The following is an 18,886-nucleotide window of genomic DNA, read 5'->3' as shown; positions in this document are numbered from 1 at the left end:
CAGTGCGGGGTCGGGGAGCCTGGGAACCGATCCTAGCCCACGATTTCAGGAGTGCAAGCCCATGGCGCAACGTGCCATTCCGGCCGAGCTGGCGTTCGATATCGGCGCCGGCAAACATGCCTTTGCCTTTGCCTTCGCGTGCGCAGCGCAGTCCGAGCAGGGCGAGGTCCGCAACGATCCCGACGAACTGCGCACCTTCCTCACCGCGCGCCTGCGCTGCGGCCGTCCGCTGCGCGTGCTGGTCGAAGCCACCGGAATCTACTACCTGGACCTGGCCCTGCTCGCCGTTGAGCTCGGCGCCGAGGTCATGGTCGTCAACCCCAAGGCCGCCCACAACTTCGCCAAGGCCCTGCAGCGGCGCAACAAGACCGACCGCCTGGATGCGGCCATGTTGCTGCAGTTCCTTCAGCGCATGCCGTTTACGCCGTGGACGCCGCCGGCACGGGTACGGCTGGAACTACGCCACTACGGCCGCTACCTGACCCAGCTCACCGAGGATGGCACCGCCGCCAAGAACCGGCTGCATGCCCTGACCAGCACCCAGGCCAGCCCCAAGGCGCTGCGCCAGGACCTCCAGCGCGCCCTGGCCAGCCTCGAGCAGCGGATCGCCCGGATCCGCCAGCAGGCCCTCGCGCTGATCCAGACCGATGCCGAGCTCCACGCCGCCTTCCGGGCCTGACCACCATCGTCGGGGTCGCCGACATCAGCGCCGCGGCCCTGCTCAGCGAACTGGCCGTGCTGCCCGGCGACCTGAGCAGCCGGGCCTGTGTCTGCCATGCCGGCCTGGATGTCCGCCTCCATCAATCCGGCACCAGCGTGCTCCAGGCGCCGCGCATCTCCAAACACGGCAACAAGTACCTGCGCCGGGCCCTGTTCCTGCCCGCGCTGGCCGCAGTCCAGCACGATCCCCATGCCAAGGCCTTCAAACAGCGCCTGCTCGCGCGCGGCAAGCAAAAGATGCAAGCCAACGTCGCGGTCATGCGCAAGCTGCTGACCGCCGCCTGGGCCCTTGTCCGCTATCCGGACGTCTATGACGGCGCCAAGCTCTATCTCACCCCCAAGGAGGCTTGACATCGAACAGAGTGTCTACGGGTCACGGTCTGGCCTATTCAACGTGGATCTGGCGTTGTTGCGGTAAAGTCGGGCGACTTTAGGGAGAACCTGACCGATGAACGCCGTTGCGTCCGCAAACCTGGTAGGCATCACCGGCATCGCCCGGCGCCTGGTGCTGGACGGCGCCCTGGACGACACCGTCGCCCGCGAGGCGCTGGACAAAGCCACCGCCGCGCGCAAGCCGATCGCCGGTTGGCTGCGCGAGCACAAGCTGGTGTCGGCGGCGCAGCTGGCCGCTGCGAACTCGCTCGAGTTCGGCATGCCGGTGTTCGACCCCGCCACCATGGACGCCAGCCAGGGCGCGGTGAGGCTGGTCAAGGAAGAGCTGCTGCGCAAGCACTGCGTGCTGCCGCTGTTCAAGCGCGGCGGCAAGCTGTTCGTGGGCACCGCCGACCCCACCAACACCCATGCCCTGGACGAGGTGAAGTTCCATACCAACCTGGTAGTGGAGCCGATCCTGGTCGACGAGGACACGCTCAAGCGTACGCTGGAGGTCTGGCTGGAAGTCCACGACAGCTTCGGCGATGCCCTGGAGGATGCCGACGGCCTGGAAGGCCTGGACGTGGGCACCGACGAGATCGCTACCGAGGGCGGCAGCGACGTCAAGGGCGACGACACCCCCGTGGTGAAGTTCGTCAACAAGGTGCTGGTGGAAGCGATCAAGAAGGGCGCCTCGGACATCCATTTCGAGCCGTACGAAACCGATTACCGGGTGCGCCTGCGCATCGACGGTATTCTCAAGCCCACGGCGAAGATGCCGGTCAAGCTCAACCAGCGCATCACCGCCCGCCTGAAGGTGATGGCACAGCTGGATATCGCCGAGAAGCGGGTGCCGCAGGACGGGCGCATCAAGCTGAACCTGTCCAAGTCCAAGCAGATCGACTTCCGAGTCAGCACCCTGCCTACCCTGTTCGGCGAGAAGGTGGTGCTGCGCATCCTCGACGCCGGCGCGGCCAAGCTGGGAATCGACAAGCTGGGCTATGAGGAGAACCAGAAGGCGCTTTTTCTGGAGGCCATCCAGAAGCCATACGGCATGGTACTGGTGACCGGCCCCACCGGCTCGGGCAAGACGGTGTCGCTGTACACGGCACTGAACATCCTCAACGACGACCTGCGCAACATCTCCGCCGTCGAGGACCCGGTGGAGATCCGCATGCCGGGCGTCAACCAGGTGCAGATGAACGTGAAGCGCGGCATGACTTTCGCCGCCGCGCTGCGCAGCTTCCTGCGCCAGGATCCGGACGTGATCATGGTCGGCGAGATCCGTGACCTGGAGACCGCCGAGATCGCGATCAAGGCGGCGCAGACCGGCCACATGGTGCTGTCGACGCTGCACACCAATGATGCGCCGCAGACCATCTCGCGCCTGATGAACATGGGCATCGCGCCGTACAACATCACCAGCTCGGTGACGCTGGTGATCGCCCAGCGCCTGGCGCGGCGCCTGTGCGACCGCTGCAAGAAGGTGGTGGAACTGCCGGACGTGGCGCTGCTGGCCGAAGGCTATACCGCCGACGAGGTGCATGCCGGCATCAAGATCTACGAGGCGGTGGGCTGCGATGAATGCACCAACGGCTACAAGGGGCGCACCGGCATCTACCAGGTGATGCCGATGAGCGACGAGATCCAGGAAATCGTGCTGCAGGGCGGCAATGCGATGCAGATCGCCGAGGTGGCGGAGCGGGCTGGGATCAACGACCTGCGCAAATCGGCGCTGCTGAAGGCGAAGATGGGGGTGACCAGCCTGGCGGAGATCAACCGGGTGACCAAGGACTGACCTGCCCGCATCCTCAAAACCCCCGGCACCGGGGGTCCCAGCCTCCAATTTGGATGCCAGCCGCGCCGGCATCGCGCCCATGGGGCGCTCCTACGGAGGGGGCAACCGGGAGTGGAGGCTCAAACCCTGCCGGCCGTCACAAACGCAAATTTCACATTCGCCCGCAACCGGCTACCATGCGGGATCATCACCGGCCCGGGGAGGCCGGGCCAGGGGAGCTCAGAGATGGCCGTGACTCGTACCGCCGCCAAGACTGCCGCGCGCAAGGGGGCCAAGCCCGCCAACGCGCGCCAGGGCGTGACCCTCGACACCTTCGTTTGGGAGGGTACCGACAAGCGCGGCACCAAGATGAAGGGCGAGCAGCCGGCGAAGAACGCCAACATGCTGCGCGCCGAGCTGCGCAAGCAGGGCATCAACCCCACCTTGGTCAAGACCAAATCCAAGCCGCTGTTCGGCAGCGCCGGGCGCAAGATCACGCCGAAGGAGATCGCGGTCTTCAGCCGTCAGATCGCCACCATGATCAAGTCCGGCGTGCCGATTGTGCAGGCGCTGGAAATCATCGGCAACGGACACAAGAACCCGAAGATGGCGTCGATGGTCAATGCCATCCGCACCGACATCGAGAACGGCACCTCCTTCGCCGAAGCGCTGGGCCAGTTTCCTGTCCAGTTCGACGAGCTGACCCGCAATCTGGTGAAGGTTGGCGAGGCGGCGGGTGTGCTGGAGACGGTGCTCGACACCATCGCTACATATAAGGAGAACATCGAAAGCCTGAAAGGCAAGATCAAGAAGGCTATGTTCTATCCGGCCGTGGTGATCGCGGTGGCGATCCTGGTCAGCGCGGTCCTGCTGATCTTCGTGGTGCCGCAGTTCGAGCAGGTCTTCGTCGGGTTCGGCGCCGACCTACCGGCATTCACCCAGTTGATCGTTGCCGCCAGCCGCTTCATGGTGTCCTACTGGTGGATACTGCTGTTGATCGCCGTGGTTGCGATCTTCGGCTTTATCTTCATGTACAAGCGCTCGCTTCCGCTGCAGCACTTTGTCGACCGAATGTTGCTCAAGATCCCGGTACTCGGTGTCATCCTGCACAACTCGGCGATCGCACGCTTCGCACGCACCCTCGCCACCACCTTCAAGGCCGGCGTGCCGCTGGTCGAGGCGCTGGAATCGGTCGCGGGTGCCACCGGCAACTCCGTCTACGAAAAGGCCACCCTGCGCATCCGCGACGACGTCTCCGTGGGCTATCAGATGAACATGGCGATGAAGCAGGTGAACCTGTTCCCGCACATGGTGATCCAGATGACCGCGATCGGCGAAGAGGCCGGCGCGTTGGACGCGATGCTGTTCAAGGTCGCCGAGTTCTACGAGGAAGAGGTGAACAATGCAGTGGATGCGCTGTCGAGCCTGATCGAGCCGATGGTCATGATCTTCATCGGTATTCTCGTGGGTGCGATGGTGATCGGCATGTACCTGCCGATCTTCAAGCTCGCCGCCGTGGTTTGACGGGACAGATCCGCTAGATGGCATTTCTCGACCAGCACCCCGGCCTCGGTTTTCCGGCCGCGGCCGGACTCGGGCTGCTGGTGGGCAGCTTCCTCAACGTGGTGATCCTGCGCCTGCCCAAGCGGCTGGAGTGGGAGTGGAAGCGCGACTCGCGCGAGATCCTGGAGGAGCCCGAGCTGTACGATCCGCCGCCGCCGGGGATCGTGGTGGAGCGCTCGCACTGCCCGCACTGCGGCCACCAGCTGTCCTGGTACGAGAACATCCCGGTGTTCAGCTGGCTGGCGCTGCGCGGCAAGTGCCGCCATTGCAAGGCGCCGATCTCGATCCAGTACCCGCTGGTCGAGCTGCTGACGATGCTGCTGGTGGTGGCCTGCGTGTGGCGGTTCGGGTTCGGCTGGCAGGGATTCGGGGCGATCGTGCTGACGTGCTTTTTGATCGCGCTGTCGGGCATCGACCTGCGGACTCATCTGCTGCCGGATCAGTTGACGCTGCCGCTCATGTGGCTGGGCCTGATCGCCGCGGCCGACAATCTGTACATGCCGGCCAAGCCGGCGCTGCTGGGTGCGGTGGCCGGCTACGTGAGCCTGTGGTCGGTGTGGTGGCTGTTCAAACAGCTCACCGGCAAGGAAGGCATGGGCCACGGCGATTTCAAGCTGCTGGCGGCGCTGGGGGCCTGGTGTGGGCTGACTGGAATCCTGCCGATCATCCTGCTGTCGGCAGTCAGCGGCGCGATCCTCGGCTCGATCTGGCTGGCGATGAAGGGCCGCGACCGCGCCACGCCGATCCCGTTCGGGCCGTTCCTGGCGATCGCCGGCTGGGTGGTCTTCATGTGGGGCGGCGACCTGATGGCGCTGTACCTGCGTTACAGCGGGCTGTCGCTGTAGGAGCGCGCCATGCGCGCGATGCCGCGGGCATGGCGCCGCCCGCGAACTCCGGTGACCGGCGCGCGCCTGCCGGTCCGAGATCGCGGCATCCATCGGATCCGGCCGGCACCCGCGGCATCGCGCGCATGGCGCGCTCCGACGGCGGGACGTACCGCGCCGATTATCACGTGCAAGAGGGTGCACCGCCTTCCGTCGCGCGGCGATGCCGGTTACAAAGGGCCATGAGCGATTACATCATCGGGCTGACGGGGGGCGTGGCTTCCGGCAAGAGCGAGGTCACGCGGCGCTTCGAGGCGCGCGGGGTGACGGTGGCGGATGCCGACATCGCCGCGCGCGAGGCGGTGGCCGTCGGCAGCGAGGGATTGGCGGAGGTGGCGGCGGCGTTCGGGCCGGACGTGCTCGACGCGAGCGGCGCGCTCGACCGCGCCGCGATGCGGCGCCGGGTGTTCATGGACGACGCCGAGCGCCGCAGGCTGGAGGCGATCGTGCACCCGCTCGTGCGAGCCGCCCTGCGCGCGACCTGCGAGGCGGCGCCTGGGCCGTATGCAATCGCCGCGATTCCGCTGCTGGCCGAGAGCGGTGGACGAGCGGCCTATCCCTGGCTGCAGCGGATTCTGGTGGTGGACGTGCCGGTGGAGATGCAGCACGAACGGCTGTTGCGGCGCGACGGCATCGACGACGCGCTGGCGACGCGGATGATCGAGGTGCAGGCGACCCGGCGCGAACGGCTGGCGCTGGCCGACGACGCCATCTTCAACGACGGCCCGCTGGAGATGCTGGACAAGCATGTGGCAGCGCTGGATCGACGCTACCGCGTGCTTGCCATCGTGCACGCGTAAGCGCGGCCATGCCACCAATGCTGGGACCCGTGATTCATACCGGATTGCACCGGACCGGATTGCACCGGCGTTGCGATCGCGCAGGTGTCGCGCGAGCGGAGCGTCTGCCTTCGTAGGAGCGCGCCATGCGCGCGATGCCGTGGGTGCCGGCAAGATCCGGCGGATGCCGCGATTCCGGACCGGCAGGCGTGCCGGTCACCGGAATTCGCGGGCGGCGAAACAGCCGCGGCATCGCGCGCATGGCGCGCTCCTACGAGAGAGGGCGATCATGGGAGGGGCGATCGCGAGCTACAGCCAGATCGCGTTCCAGAAGGGATAGTCGCCGGCCTTGCGCGCCAGCCCGGCACGGATCGGATTGGCGACGATGTAGCGCGCCGTCGCGCGCAGGTCCTCGTCGCCGCGCAGGGCGTGGTCGTGGTAGGCCCGGCTCCAGACTGGGCCGGTGCGGCCGAGGGTGCGATTGATCCTGCGTGCGCTGCCCGATTTCAAGGTCGAGATCGTGGCGCCCAGCGAGCGTTGCCCGTCCAGTTGCAGCAGGCAATGGACGTGATCGGGCATGACGACCCAGGCCAGCATCCGCGCGCCCTTGGTCAGGACCGGATCGTGGAGGCAGGCCGCCGCCGCGCAGGCGGCATCGAATTCCTGGAACAGCGGGGTTCGCTGCTGCGTGGTCAGGGTCAGGTGGTAGGCCCGGCCGGGGGCGGAGATGCGGCCGGTGCGAAGTGCCGCATGACCACGACGGGGGGTTTGCGAGAGCGAAGAGGAGGTAGGCATGGGCAGATCGTCGAACACGACGTCGCCCTGCGGAATCCGACATTCCTCCGCTGGCCTGTCGGAGAACGCCCTGCCCTGCCGTAGGAGCGCGCCAAGCGCGCGATGCCGCGGGTGCCGGCAGGATCCGGCGGATGCCGCGATTCCGGACCGGCAGGCACGCCGGTCACCGGAGTTCGCGGGCGGCGAAACGGCCGCGGCATCGCGCGCATGGCACGCTCCTACGGAGGTGCGGACCGTGGCGAGGTCAAGACGCAGGCCAGAGGGCGCGAATGGCGGCGACGCCCTGGGCGCCGTGGCGGCGGGCCTCGGCGATATCGTCGGGGCCGAGGCCGCCGATGGCGTAGATCGGCAGCGAGACGGTTTCGCGCAGGGCGGCGAATCGCGCCCAACCGAGGCCGGGCTCGCCGGGATGGGTCGGCGTGGGCGCAAGCGGGCCGAGCAGGGCGAAGTCGCAACCGAGGCGCTCGGCGTGGCGCAGTTGGTCCAGGTCGTGGCAGGACGCCGCCAGCGGCCGGTCCACGGGGAGCGGCCTTTCGTCGAGGGCGGCCAGCTGCGCGGCGCGCAGATGCAGGCCGGCGCCGGTAGCACGGGCGAGCTCGGGATCGGCACCGACCAGCGCTTCGGCACCAACGGCGCGGCAGCGCTCCACGGCGCCGGCGATCAGGCGTTCGCGGCGACTGCGTTCGATGCCGGGCAGGCGCAGGTGCATGCGGCGGATGCCGGAGGCCAGGGCGTGTTCGATGGCCTGCAGCCAGGCGCGATCGTCGGCGCCCGGTCCTGGAGTGACGAGATAGCGATCGGGCCGGGTGAGCGCCGCGACCACCGGCCGATCGGCCGGCGGCATGGCATAGCTGGCGAGCTTGTGCTGCGGCACCCAGGCCAAGGCCTGGCCCTCGTGGCCGCGCGGCGTGCCGCGCCAGGCGGTGACGTGGCGGACGTCCAGGCGCAGGCGCTTGTGCGGATAGGCCTGGGAGACGGCGATCAACGGGGCGCCGACCGTGATCTCGATCCCCAGCTCCTCGCGCAGCTCGCGCACCAGCGCCTGCTCGGGTGATTCGCCGGGTTCGCGCTTGCCGCCGGGAAATTCCCACAGGCCGGCGAGATCGCGGCCCTCGGTCCGCCGCGCGAGCAGTACGCGGCCGCCGGGGTCGGTGATGGCGGCAGCGACGACTTCGACGACGTGATCACTCACGCCCTGCCCCGCCGGCGGATCAGGCGCGTGCACGCGTGTCGTCCAGGTACCGGGTGCGGCCGGGGAACACTGCAAAAGCCACCCTCAGGTGCCTGCGGGGGCGCGGGCCTCGCGCGCATGGCGCGCTCCTACGGAGTACGGCCTCGGGTGTGGGAGCGGGCCGTGCCCGCGATGCCGGCGCGGGTGGATGCGTGCGCGAATCGGATTCGACGTACTTGCGGGGGCGCGGGCTTCGCGCGCATGGCGCGCTCCTACGGGGTGCGGCCACGGGTGTGGGAGCACGCCGTGCCGGCGCGGTCGGATGCGCGGGCGAATCGGGTTCGCACCGTCTGCGGGGGTGCGGGCTTCGCGCCCATGGGGCGCTCCTACGAAGGCGCGGGCTGGTGCGCGAAGCCGCGTCGCGCGATTCGGCGGTCGCTTGCCCTGTGTAGGAGCGCGCCGTGCGCGCGATGCCGACGCGTTCCGGGGCCGGGCCAATATCGGATCTGCATGTCCCGCGGTATCGCGCGCACGGCGCGCTCCTACGGGGCGTTGCCGGTGGGCCGACGGCATTGGTCAGGACAGCTGCCCATGGCAGTGCTTGTACTTCTTGCCGCTGCCGCAGGGGCACGGGTCGTTGCGGCCGACCTTGGCGCCGTCGCGGACAATCGGCATCTGCGGGCGCGGGCCGTCGCGCTGGTAGTCCGGCTCGGCGGCTTCCTCGTCGGCGCCGTAGCCGCCGGCGTCGGCGTGCTGGAACTGCGCTTGGTTGAGCTTGGCCTCGATCTGGCGCCGCTCCTCGGCCTCCAGCGCGGCGACTTCGGCCTCGCTGCGGATGCGCACGCGCGCCAGCAGGGTGATCACCTCGTGCTTGACCTTGTCGAGCATGTCCGAGAACAGCGCGAACGCCTCGCGCTTGTACTCCTGCTTCGGCTGCTTCTGCGCGTAGCCGCGCAGGTGGATGCCCTGGCGCAGGTAGTCCATCCGCCCCAGGTGCTCCTTCCAGTTCTGGTCGAGCACGTTGAGCATGATGTGCTTTTCCAGCATGCGCATGGTCTCGGGGCCGACCTGCGCCTCCTTGTCCGCGAACAGGCGGTCGGCCGATTCCTGCACGTGCACGGCGATGCCTTCGGCGTCGAGTTCCTTCTTCTCCTGCACCAGGCGCTGCAGTTCCATGCGCAGGCCGAACTCCTGTTCCAGCGCGGCCTCCAGTCCCGGCAGGTCCCATTGCTCGTCGACCGATTCCGGCGGCACGTGGCGCGCGACCAGTTCGGCAACCACGTCGCCGCGGATGCCGTCGATGTTTTCCTGCACGCTGTCGGCCTCGAGCAACTCGTCGCGCTGGCCGTAGATCACTTTGCGCTGGTCGTTGTTGACGTCGTCGAAGTCGAGCAGGTTCTTGCGGATGTCGAAGTTGTGCGCCTCCACCTTGCGCTGCGCGTTGGCGATCTGCTTGGTCACCAGCGGGCTTTCGATGATGTCGTCTTCCTGCAGGCCCATGCGCGCCATCACCCGCTGCACCCAGTCGGCGGCGAAGATGCGCATCAGGTTGTCTTCCAGCGACAGGTAGAAGCGCGAGGAACCGGGGTCGCCCTGGCGGCCGGAACGGCCGCGCAGCTGGTTGTCGATGCGCCGCGACTCGTGGCGCTCGGTGCCGATGATGTGCAGGCCGCCGGCGGCCTTGACCTGGTCGTGGCGCTGCTGCCAGTCGGCACGCACCTTCGCCTTCTGTTCGTCGGTGGCGTCCTCGCCCAGCTCCGTCAGCTCGGCCTCGAGCGCACCGCCGAGCACGATGTCGGTGCCGCGGCCGGCCATGTTGGTGGCGATGGTGACCGCGCCGGGGCGGCCGGCATGGGCGATGATCTGCGCCTCGCGCTCGTGCTGCTTGGCGTTGAGCACCTCGTGCGGGATGCCCTCCTCGCGCAGCTGGTTGGACAGCAGCTCGGAGACCTCGATCGAGGTGGTGCCGACCAGCACCGGCTGGCCCTTCTCGTGGCACTCACGGATCTCGCGGGCGACGGCGCGGTACTTGCCGGCGCGGTTGAGGAACACCGCGTCGGGGTGGTCCTTGCGCACCATCGGCCGGTGGGTGGGGATGACCACCACCTCCAGGCTGTAGATGCTCTGGAACTCGAAGGCCTCGGTGTCGGCAGTGCCGGTCATGCCGGCAAGCTTGCCGTACATGCGGAACAGGTTCTGGAAGGTGATGCTGGCCAGCGTCTGGTTCTCACGCTGCACCGGCACGCCTTCCTTGGCCTCGACCGCCTGGTGCAGGCCGTCGGACCAGCGGCGCCCGGCCAGGGTGCGGCCGGTGAACTCGTCGACGATGATCACCTCGCCGTCGCGCACGATGTAGTCGACGTCGCGCTGGTAGATCGCGTGCGCGCGCATCGCCGCGTTGAGGTGATGCACGACGTGGATGTTCTGCGGGTCGTACAGGCTCTCGTCCGCATCGAGGATGCCGGCCTTGCGCAGCAGGTCCTCGGCATGCTCCTGCCCGGCCTCGGACAGGTGCACCTGCTTGCCCTTCTCGTCGACCCAGAAGTCGCCGACGCCGTCCTCGACCTCCTGGCGCTTGAGCGTGGGCACGATGCGGTTGACCTTGATGTACAGCTCCGGCGACTCGTCGGCCGGGCCGGAGATGATCAGCGGCGTGCGCGCCTCGTCGATCAGGATCGAGTCCACTTCGTCGACGATCGCGTAGTTCAGCCCGCGCTGGTAGCGGTCGCCCTTGGCCAGCGCCATGTTGTCGCGCAGGTAGTCGAAGCCGAACTCGTTGTTGGTGCCGTAGGTGATGTCGGCGCCGTAGGCGGCGTGCTTGTCCGAATGCGGCATGCCGGGAAATACCACCCCGACCGACAGGCCGAGCCACTCGTACAGCTTGCCCATCCAGGCCGCGTCGCGGCGCGCCAGGTAGTCGTTGACGGTGACCACGTGCACGCCCTTGCCTTCCAGCGCGTTGAGGTACACCGGCAGCGTGGCGACCAGGGTCTTACCCTCGCCGGTGCGCATCTCGGCGATCTTGCCCATGTGCAGCACCATGCCGCCGATCAGCTGCACGTCGTAGTGGCGCATGCCGAGCACGCGCTGCGAGGCCTCGCGGCAGACGGCGAAAGCCTCGGGCAGCAGCTTGTCCAGCGACTCGCCGTCGGCGACGCGCTGCTTGAATTCGGGGGTCTTGGCCTGCAGCTCGGCGTCCGACAGGGCCTGCATCTGCGCTTCCAGGGCGTTGACCTTGGCGGCGATCTTTTCGAGCTGTTTGACGAGGCGTTCGTTGCGGCTGCCGAAGACGCTGGTGAGCAGGCGATTGAGCATGGGTTTACCGGAAGTCGGAGATCGGGAGCGCGGGACGCCTGGCCCCGGCAACGAAAAAAGGGCGCCGGGCGCCCTTTTTGGCAACGCGCATTGTAGCGTGGGGATGGCCGTGGCGCCTTTCAAGATGACCGGGAGGGCCGGCCTCCGTAGGAGCGCGCCATGCGCGCGATGCCGCGGGTGTGTCCGGTATCGGTGGCCCATCGCGAACCGGAAGGCGCACCGGCGGCCTGGATCCGGCGGCGGTGAAATGCCCGCGGCATCGCGCGCATGGCGCGCTCCTACGGCAGGTGCGGGTCTCGCACGGCCATCGCACGGGCCGGAAGGCGCCGCGACGCCCCGACGGGGGCGAGTCCGTCCGATTACGGGAGCGGATCAGCCGCGGGTTACGCCCATGTCACCAAGGAACTTGCGCGGATTGACCACGCGGCCGTTCTCCCAGACCTCGAAATGAACGTGCGCGCCGGTCGAGCGGCCGGTGGAGCCGGCCCTGGCGATCTGCTGGCCGACGCGGACCAGATCCCCCACCTTCACCGTGTTGCGCGAGTTGTGCGCGTAGCGGGTGACGTAACCGTTGCCGTGATCGACCTCGACCACGTTGCCGTAGCCGCTGCGGTAGCCGGAATAGCTGACCACGCCGTCGGCGACCGTCATCACCGGATCCCCGCTGCGGGCGTCGAAATCGATGCCCTTGTGGAAGGCGCGGCCGCCGTTGAACGGATCGGCGCGGCTGCCGTAGCCGGAGGTGATGTAGCTGCTGGCGACCGGCGAGCGCGAAGGCAGCGCGGCGCGCTCGAGCTGCTGGTCGAACAGCAGTGCCTCGAGCACCGACAGTTGGCGGCCGGATTCGTGCAGTTCCGCGTCCACCGCGTCCATGCCCTCGCGCAGGCCACGCGCCGGCATGTCCTGCACCGGGCCGGGGCCGCCGAGGCCGACCGGCGAGGTAAAGTCGAATTCGCCGTCGCCGAGCTTGCCGACCCGGGTCAACCGCTCGCCGAGCGCATTCAGCCGGTTGGCCTGCGCCTGCAATTCGCCCATGCGCGCGGACAGCGCGTTGACCTCGCGCTGCGCCTCGCGGCGGGTCTGCTCGATGCTGGCGCGCTGCTCGAGCGTCTTCGCGTGCAGGCGCGAGATCTCGCTGGCGCCCATGCTGGCGCCGAACAGCATGCCGGCCACCGCGATCACGGCGGCGGCGGCAAACGGCTTGCGCAGCGCGACGACGCGGATCTGCTGCAACCAGTGCATGATGCGGATCCGCGCCTGATAGGTAATGCTGTGTAGAGTCATGCTTCCGATGTCTGATTCACGATTCAAGCCGCCTGCGGGGACCGCCCGCGCCGCCCCCGCCCAGCCGGCGCTCGACGCGCTGCTGAAAGGTGCTGCCGGCGATCCGCTCCGCCGCGCCCTCTGGCTCGACGCGCTGGATCAACGATTGCGCCCCCTGCTGCCGCCGCCGCTCGCCGCGCATGCGCGGCTGGGCAACGTTGACGGCCGCAGGCTCGTCTACCTCGTCGACGCCCCGGTCTGGCACGCTCGCATGCGGCTGGCCGGCCCGGAACTGCTCGACGGGGCCCGTTCCATCGGGCTGGATGTCACGGAGTTCGTCGTCAAGACCACCCGGCCGATGCCGCGACCTCCCCAGCCCGCATCGACCCCACGTCCGATGTCGGCACGCGCGGATGCAGCGCTGCGCGATGCCATGGCGCTTCTGGCCGGTGACGACCCCGACAAGGGCACCTCCTGAGCCGCCCCTCCCCTGCTCCTAAGCGGAACGCGGTAGCACGAGCGACGGGGCATGCTACCGGGCATACACTCACATCGGGTTAACAGACCGATAACATTTCGACAATAAATTGTTAATTAATGGTTAATTTGCGACGACGGGTTTCACGTTCGCTCATGTTTGTGACCATCGTCGACTTCGGGCCGGTACCGATCGCGGTGGATGCCTGCCGCTACGCCAGTCCGGAGAGGCCCATCCCAGCCTTCCCCGCAAGCGGGAAAGGGGCAAGATCGCCGGAGCCTTCAATCCCGCTCCCATTTACGTGGGAGGGCTGGAGTGGAGGCAGCCGGCACCGCGCATGTGCGGTCTGCCGCGGCGCTTCGAGTGCGAAATGTTGCTTGCCCGCTACGCCGGGCTCCAGACGACCCCGCATCCAACCTTCCCCACAAGCGGGGAAGGAGCAGATCGGCAGTGCCTTCAATCCCTACTTCTCTCTCTCAAGCGGAAAAAGGGGCGGATTGGCTTGTGCGCGATAGCCCGGTGCCCTCTCCCGTCGGTCGGGGAAGCAGCGGACAACGGGCAGGCAAAACTCAAACGGCGGCGGGAGCGCCGTAGACCAGCGGCGCCGGGGCGTCGTCACTGAAGGTGACCTCCTCCCAGGCCGACCGCTCCGCCATCAATGCCCGCGCCAGCTTGTTGTTGAGCGCGTGGCCGGACTTATGGCCTTCGTATGCGCCGAGCACCGGATGCCCGGTGAGGTACAGGTCGCCGATGGCGTCCAGGATCTTGTGGCGCACGAATTCGTTGGCGTAGCGCAGGCCGTCGTCGTTGAGTACCCGGAACTCGTCGAGCACGATCGCGTTGTCCATCGAGCCGCCCAGGCCCAGGTTGCGCTCGCGCATGAACTCCAGGTCGCGCATGAAGCCGAAGGTGCGCGCGCGGCTGACTTCGCGGATGTAGGCCTCGGTGGAGAAATCCACCACCGCGCGCGATTGCGCGGTCGGGATCGCCGGGTGGTCGAATTCGATGGTGAAGCCGAGGCGGAAGCCGTCGTAGGGCTCGAAACGGGCGATCTTGTCGCCGTCGCGTACCTCGACCGGGCGCTTGATGCGGATGAAGCGCTTGGGCGCGTCCTGCAACACGATCCCGGCCGATTGCAGCAGGAACACGAACGGGCCGGACGAGCCGTCCATGATCGGCACCTCGGGCGCCGACAAGTCCACGAACAGATTGTCGATGCCGAGCCCGGCCAGGGCCGACATCAGGTGCTCGACGGTCATCACCTTACCGGCGCCCCGGGTCAGCCCGGTGCAGAGCATGGTCTCGGTCACCAGGTCGGCGCGCGCGGGAATGTCCACCACCGGCTCGAGATCGACGCGGCGGAACACGATGCCGCCGTCCACCGGGGCCGGACGCAGGGTGAGATAGACCTTCTCGCCACTGTGCAGGCCCACGCCGGTGGCGCGGATGATGTTCTTGATGGTGCGTTGCTTGGGCATGGCGGGGCGTCAGAGGGGGTCCGGAAGCCTCGCGACGGCTGGCTGCGCTGGGCCCAACGGGTGGCAGGTTAGCACGCGCGGCTGAACCTGAACGGAAGTGGCGGTGATGGCCGCGGAGCACGCGTACCGCGATTCAGGGGCCCGTCGCTGGCGGCACGGATCCGATATGCGGCCGACGGGGCCGGGCGCAACGGGTTGCGACAGCTGGAATGGCGGCGCTGCAGGACGAAAAGTCCACCGGGCCGGCACGGGCCCGGTGGCAAGAGGACATGCCGGTGCGCACGGACGCACCTGCACGGATATCGCGCCGCGGAACAGCGTTGGGTGCATCGGACCGGCGCGGCGCCGGCGACCGATGCGGACATCGCCCGTCCCGCGGGAGTACGGCTCAATCCACCTGGCGACGCAGGGTGAGGCGGTGCGCTTGCGAGGCACTGCCTCGCGCACTGCCGAACGCCCGGCCATGGATGGCCGGGCCGGACATTCCGTCCCCACCAGGACTCGCCATGGACTGCCGCGACCTCACCCGGCTCAATCCGCCTGGCGACGCAGGAACGCGGGAATGTCCAGGTAGCTGCTGTCGCTGCCGAAATCGGCGACGTCCGGCTTGGCCGCCGGCTCCTCGCTGCGGCCGCGCAGGCTCGAGGCGATGCTCGGCGCCTGCGAACCGCCGCTGACGGCGTCGTCGATCGGCAGTCCGGTGGTGCCGTCGCGCTTGGCCTGGGTATGGATCAGCTGCACCTGCGGGCGCCGTGCCGGCTCCGGGCTGTAGTCGCGATCGCCGCCGCGCAGGCTCTGCCGCGCTGCCACGCGGTTGAGGCCAGTTGCGACCACGGTGACACGCACCTCGTCCTGCATGTCCTGGTCGAGCACGGTGCCGATGACGATGGTGGCGTCCTCGCTGGCGAAGTTTTCCACCGTGCGGCCGACCTCGTCGAATTCCGACATGGTGAAGTCGGGACCGGCGGTGATGTTGACCAGGATGCCGTTGGCGCCGGCCAGGTTGACGTCGTCGAGCAGCGGGTTCTGGATCGCAGATTCGGCGGCGGCCTGCGCGCGGTCGTCGCCGCGGGCGGTGCCGGTGCCCATCATCGCCAGGCCCATCTCGCTCATGACGGTGCGCACGTCGGCGAAGTCGACGTTGATCAGGCCCGGGCGCACGATCAGGTCGGCGATGCCCTGCACCGCGCCGAGCAGCACGTCGTTGGCGGCGCGGAACGCCTGGATCATGGTGGCGTTGCGGCCGAGCACCGAGATCAGCTTCTCGTTGGGGATGGTGATCAGCGAGTCGCAGTGCTGCGACAGGTCCTCGATGCCCTTGAGCGCCACCTGCATGCGGCGGCGGCCCTCGAACGGGAACGGCTTGGTGACCACCGCGACAGTCAGGATGCCCATCTCCTTGGCCAGCTGCGCCACCACCGGCGCCGCGCCGGTGCCGGTGCCGCCGCCCATGCCAGCGGTGATAAACACCATGTCGGCGCCCTGCAGCGCGTCCATGATGATCTCGCGGTCCTCGAGCGCGGCTTGGCGGCCGACTTCCGGATTCGCGCCCGCGCCCAGCCCCTTGGTGACGTTGCCACCGAGCTGCAGCTGCAGCTTGGCGCCGCAGTTCTTGATCGCCTGCGCGTCGGTGTTGGCGGTGATGAACTCCACCCCGTCGACGCTGCTGTTGACCATGTGTCCGACGGCGTTGCCGCCGCCTCCGCCCACGCCGATCACCTTGATGACGGCGTTGGGCGCCATCTTTTCTACCAGTTCGAAATGTGCCATGTCCGTGTCCTCGTTGTAAGAGCCGTGATTGGTGATTCGTGATTGGTGATTCGGGGAAGCCATGCCCCGGATCCCGTGCCACGTCCCGCACCGGCGTTATTTGGTTTTCTAGTTGCCTTGTCGCAATCGGTTCGTCTTTCGCCTGCCGCGTCCTACAAACCCCCGTTCCAATTCCTTCCGGTGGTACGTCGACTCGTGCTCCGCTCTTTCGAATCACCAACACGAATCACGAATCACCGGGCGAGTTCGTCAGAACTCGCCCCTGTACCAATCCTTCAACTTCTTGAAGAAATTCCCCGCACGTCCGGCCGGGATCACCGGACGGCGCGGATGCTCGATCTGGCTGCCCATCAGCAGCAGGCCGACGCCGGTGGCGTGCACCGGGTTGCCGACCACTTCGCCCAGGCCGGTGACGTGCTGCGGAATGCCCACGCGCACCGGCATCTGCAGCATTTCCTCGGCCAGCTCGACCACGCCTTCCATCTTCGCGGCGCCGCCGGTGAGCACCATGCCGGCGCGCACGTGCTGCTCGAAGCCCGAGCGGCGCAGTTCCGCCTGCACCATCTCGAAGATCTCCTCGTAGCGCGCCTGCACCGCCTGCGCCAGCGACTGCCGCGGCAGCCGCCGCGGCGGGCGGTCGCCGACGCTCGGCACCTGGATCGACTCCTCGCTGGTCGCCAGCTGCGCCAGCGCGCAGGCGTAGCGCACCTTGATCTGCTCGGCCTCGGGCGTGGGCGTGCGCAGCATGTGCGCGATGTCTTCGGTGACCTTGTCGCCGGCGATCGGCAGGCTCGCGGTGTGGCAGATCGCGCCCTGCACGAACACCGCCAGGTCGGTGGTACCGGCGCCGAGGTCGACCAGCGCCACGCCGAGTTCGCGCTCGTCGCTGGTCAGCACCGCGGTGCTCGAGGCCAGCGACGACAGCACCAGGTCGTCGATCTGCAGCCCGCAGCGTTGCACGCACTTGCTGATGTTGGCCGCGGCCGACTGCGCGCACACCACCAGGTGCGCATGCACCTCCAGGCGCACGCCGGTCATGCCGACCGGATTGCGGATGCCTTCCTGCGAATCGTCGAGCACGTACTCGCGCGGGATCGCGTGCAGGATGCGCTGGTCGGCCGGGATCGCCACCGCCTTGGCGGCCTCGAGCACCCGGTCCAGGTCGGCCCAGGTGACCTCGCTGTCGCGGATCGGGACGATGCCGGGCGAGTTCTTGCACTGCACGTGGTTGCCGGAGATCGAGGCGTAGACCGATCGGATCTCGCAGCCGGCCATCAGCTCGGCCTCCTCGATCGCGCGCTGGATCGACTGCACGGTCGACTCGATGTCGACCACCACGCCGCGCTTGAGACCGCGCGATTCGTGCGAGCCGATGCCGATCACCTCGATGGGGTTGCCCGGCGAATACTCGCCGACCAGCGCCACCACCTTGGAGGTGCCGATGTCGAGTCCGACGATGAGGGCTTTGTCGCCTTTTCGGTTCATGTGTTTGGGCCGGGATTCATGATTCGTGATTCGTGATTCGCAAAAGCGGGGAATGGGAAATCGAGAGTGGAGAGTCGGGGCGGCCGCAACCGGCTTCCGGCGCCAAACGAATTCGTGGCTACGACGAACACTGCCGGCGTGCCGGTGCCGGCATTTGCCCCTGCCGTTTCCGATTCCCGATTCCCGATTCCCGGCTCTTCGCCCCACTCGAGGGCGAAGCCGTTGGTGTAGCGGAGGTCGGCGCGCTGCAGTCGCGATGTCTTCTGTTGCAGCAGCTGCGGCAGCAGGCGCGCGAAGCGTTCCAGGCGCGTGCGTGCCTGCTGGCTGCCGACCGTGACCTCGGTGCCGTTGGACAGCGTCAGCGACCAGCTGCCGCGCTCGTCCAGCGCCAGCCGCCGCACCTGGTAGCCAGCCGGGGTGAACAGCACCCGCGCCTCGTTGTACAGCGCGACTACTTCGCTCACGCGCGCGTCGGGCCCGTGCAGCAGCGGCAGCTGCGGAGGCGGATCGATCCCTGCGATCGGGAACAGCCGTCCCTGCTCCGACAGCAACCGGTCCTCGCCCCAGCGCGCGAACGGCCGGTGCTCGACGATCCGCACCTCGACCACGTCCGGCCAGCGCTTGCGCACCTCGGCGCGCTCCACCCACGGCAGCCGCGCCACCGCCGCCTGCGCGTCGCTCAGGCGCATGGCGAAGAAACCGTGACGCGCGAATGGCAGCACCGCCTCGCGCAGCGCCCGGTCCTCGACGCGCTCGACCTGGCCAACCACGCGCAGGGTGCGCAGCGGCCAGCGCTCGCTGCCGATCCAGCCCTGCAGCACCGCCACCACTGGCAGCGCGACGAGTGCCAGCGCCAAGGTCCACGCGATGATTCGCAGCAGGGCGGTCATTCGCTTGCTCCTTCGGAGCCGGTAATCGGGAATCGGGAATCGGGAATGGCGAAAGGCGGGAATCGGGACAGCGACCGCTCGCATCCGATGTCCGACAGGCACGCCAATGCAGAAGCAAACGCCACAGACCCGCGACCTTTCGCTTC

At 68.1% G+C, this 18,886-nt stretch carries 14 protein-coding genes and 1 pseudogene; 7 read left to right on the top strand and 8 right to left on the bottom strand.

What is annotated here, in order from left to right; translation table 11 throughout:
• Positions 1–61: 61 nt before the first annotated feature.
• From FXO19_RS12815 to coaE, 6 genes are all read left to right on the top strand, one after another.
• Positions 62–679, top strand: coding sequence for an IS110 family transposase (locus FXO19_RS12815; RefSeq protein ID WP_149195500.1), 618 nt, complete (start codon positions 62–64; stop codon positions 677–679).
• 56 nt (positions 680–735) lie between these two features.
• On the top strand, positions 736–1,071 hold the full coding sequence (locus FXO19_RS19285) for a transposase (RefSeq protein ID WP_187775783.1): 336 nt from the start codon (positions 736–738) through the stop codon (positions 1,069–1,071).
• A gap of 97 nt (positions 1,072–1,168) precedes the next feature.
• Positions 1,169–2,890 (top strand): type IV-A pilus assembly ATPase PilB, encoded by a 1,722-nt coding sequence (gene pilB / locus FXO19_RS12805; protein ID WP_149195498.1) that lies wholly within the window; start codon positions 1,169–1,171, stop codon positions 2,888–2,890.
• Positions 2,891–3,115: 225 nt separating this feature from the next.
• Complete coding sequence (locus FXO19_RS12800) at positions 3,116–4,393, top strand: type II secretion system F family protein (RefSeq protein WP_149195596.1); 1,278 nt, start codon at positions 3,116–3,118, stop codon at positions 4,391–4,393.
• A gap of 17 nt (positions 4,394–4,410) precedes the next feature.
• Complete coding sequence (locus FXO19_RS12795) at positions 4,411–5,277, top strand: prepilin peptidase (RefSeq protein WP_149195497.1); 867 nt, start codon at positions 4,411–4,413, stop codon at positions 5,275–5,277.
• A gap of 221 nt (positions 5,278–5,498) precedes the next feature.
• Positions 5,499–6,116, top strand: a complete 618-nt coding sequence (gene coaE / locus FXO19_RS12790; RefSeq protein WP_149195595.1) for a dephospho-CoA kinase — start codon at positions 5,499–5,501, stop codon at positions 6,114–6,116.
• 288 nt (positions 6,117–6,404) lie between these two features.
• On the opposite strand, the gene FXO19_RS12785 is transcribed toward coaE, so the two are convergent.
• The 4 genes from FXO19_RS12785 to FXO19_RS12770 all read right to left on the bottom strand — a co-directional run bounded on the left by FXO19_RS12785 (position 6,405) and on the right by FXO19_RS12770 (position 12,660).
• Positions 6,405–6,908, bottom strand: a complete 504-nt coding sequence (locus tag FXO19_RS12785) for an REP-associated tyrosine transposase (RefSeq protein WP_317133788.1) — start codon at positions 6,906–6,908, stop codon at positions 6,405–6,407.
• Between the two features lie 226 nt (positions 6,909–7,134).
• Positions 7,135–8,082, bottom strand: coding sequence for a Nudix family hydrolase (locus FXO19_RS12780; protein WP_149195496.1), 948 nt, complete (start codon positions 8,080–8,082; stop codon positions 7,135–7,137).
• A 555-nt stretch (positions 8,083–8,637) separates the two neighbouring features.
• On the bottom strand, positions 8,638–11,376 hold the full coding sequence (gene secA, locus FXO19_RS12775; protein WP_149195495.1) for a preprotein translocase subunit SecA: 2,739 nt from the start codon (positions 11,374–11,376) through the stop codon (positions 8,638–8,640).
• 372 nt (positions 11,377–11,748) lie between these two features.
• On the bottom strand, positions 11,749–12,660 hold the full coding sequence (locus tag FXO19_RS12770) for a M23 family metallopeptidase (RefSeq protein WP_149195494.1): 912 nt from the start codon (positions 12,658–12,660) through the stop codon (positions 11,749–11,751).
• 7 nt (positions 12,661–12,667) lie between these two features.
• On the opposite strand from FXO19_RS12770, the gene FXO19_RS12765 reads away from it, so the two are divergent.
• Positions 12,668–13,117 (top strand): DciA family protein, encoded by a 450-nt coding sequence (locus FXO19_RS12765; RefSeq protein WP_149195493.1) that lies wholly within the window; start codon positions 12,668–12,670, stop codon positions 13,115–13,117.
• Between the two features lie 569 nt (positions 13,118–13,686).
• Here the strand turns inward: FXO19_RS12765 and lpxC are convergent.
• The 4 genes and pseudogenes from lpxC to FXO19_RS12745 form a co-directional block, all read right to left on the bottom strand.
• Positions 13,687–14,595 carry a UDP-3-O-acyl-N-acetylglucosamine deacetylase gene (gene lpxC / locus FXO19_RS12760; protein ID WP_149195492.1) on the bottom strand — a complete coding sequence of 303 codons (909 nt, stop codon included), beginning with the start codon at positions 14,593–14,595 and terminating at the stop codon, positions 13,687–13,689.
• 786 nt (positions 14,596–15,381) lie between these two features.
• Positions 15,382–16,365, bottom strand: a pseudogene (ftsZ, locus tag FXO19_RS12755) (cell division protein FtsZ); the annotation flags it as partial.
• Positions 16,366–16,614: 249 nt separating this feature from the next.
• Positions 16,615–17,850, bottom strand: a complete 1,236-nt coding sequence (gene ftsA, locus FXO19_RS12750; RefSeq protein ID WP_149195490.1) for a cell division protein FtsA — start codon at positions 17,848–17,850, stop codon at positions 16,615–16,617.
• Positions 17,847–18,740 carry a cell division protein FtsQ/DivIB gene (locus FXO19_RS12745; protein ID WP_149195489.1) on the bottom strand — a complete coding sequence of 298 codons (894 nt, stop codon included), beginning with the start codon at positions 18,738–18,740 and terminating at the stop codon, positions 17,847–17,849. The genes ftsA and FXO19_RS12745 overlap by 4 nt, the downstream gene beginning before the upstream one ends.
• Positions 18,741–18,886: the final 146 nt, after the last annotated feature.

Origin of the sequence: Luteimonas suaedae (assembly GCF_008312895.1) — a bacterium.
Lineage (GTDB): Bacteria > Pseudomonadota > Gammaproteobacteria > Xanthomonadales > Xanthomonadaceae > Luteimonas > Luteimonas suaedae.
The sequence above is the reverse complement of the archived record's forward strand: the minus strand, read 5'-3'. Positions and strand labels throughout refer to the sequence as shown.

Coding starts and splice junctions, on each gene's coding strand:
- FXO19_RS12815 (WP_149195500.1), top strand. CDS start 62: ATGGCGCAACGTGCCATTCCGGCCGAGCTGGCGTTCGATATCGGCGCC.
- pilB (WP_149195498.1), top strand. CDS start 1,169: ATGAACGCCGTTGCGTCCGCAAACCTGGTAGGCATCACCGGCATCGCC.
- FXO19_RS12800 (WP_149195596.1), top strand. CDS start 3,116: ATGGCCGTGACTCGTACCGCCGCCAAGACTGCCGCGCGCAAGGGGGCC.
- FXO19_RS12795 (WP_149195497.1), top strand. CDS start 4,411: ATGGCATTTCTCGACCAGCACCCCGGCCTCGGTTTTCCGGCCGCGGCC.
- coaE (WP_149195595.1), top strand. CDS start 5,499: ATGAGCGATTACATCATCGGGCTGACGGGGGGCGTGGCTTCCGGCAAG.
- secA (WP_149195495.1), bottom strand. CDS start 11,376: ATGCTCAATCGCCTGCTCACCAGCGTCTTCGGCAGCCGCAACGAACGC.
- FXO19_RS12770 (WP_149195494.1), bottom strand. CDS start 12,660: ATGACTCTACACAGCATTACCTATCAGGCGCGGATCCGCATCATGCAC.
- FXO19_RS12765 (WP_149195493.1), top strand. CDS start 12,668: ATGTCTGATTCACGATTCAAGCCGCCTGCGGGGACCGCCCGCGCCGCC.
- lpxC (WP_149195492.1), bottom strand. CDS start 14,595: ATGCCCAAGCAACGCACCATCAAGAACATCATCCGCGCCACCGGCGTG.
- ftsA (WP_149195490.1), bottom strand. CDS start 17,850: ATGAACCGAAAAGGCGACAAAGCCCTCATCGTCGGACTCGACATCGGC.
- FXO19_RS12745 (WP_149195489.1), bottom strand. CDS start 18,740: ATGACCGCCCTGCTGCGAATCATCGCGTGGACCTTGGCGCTGGCACTC.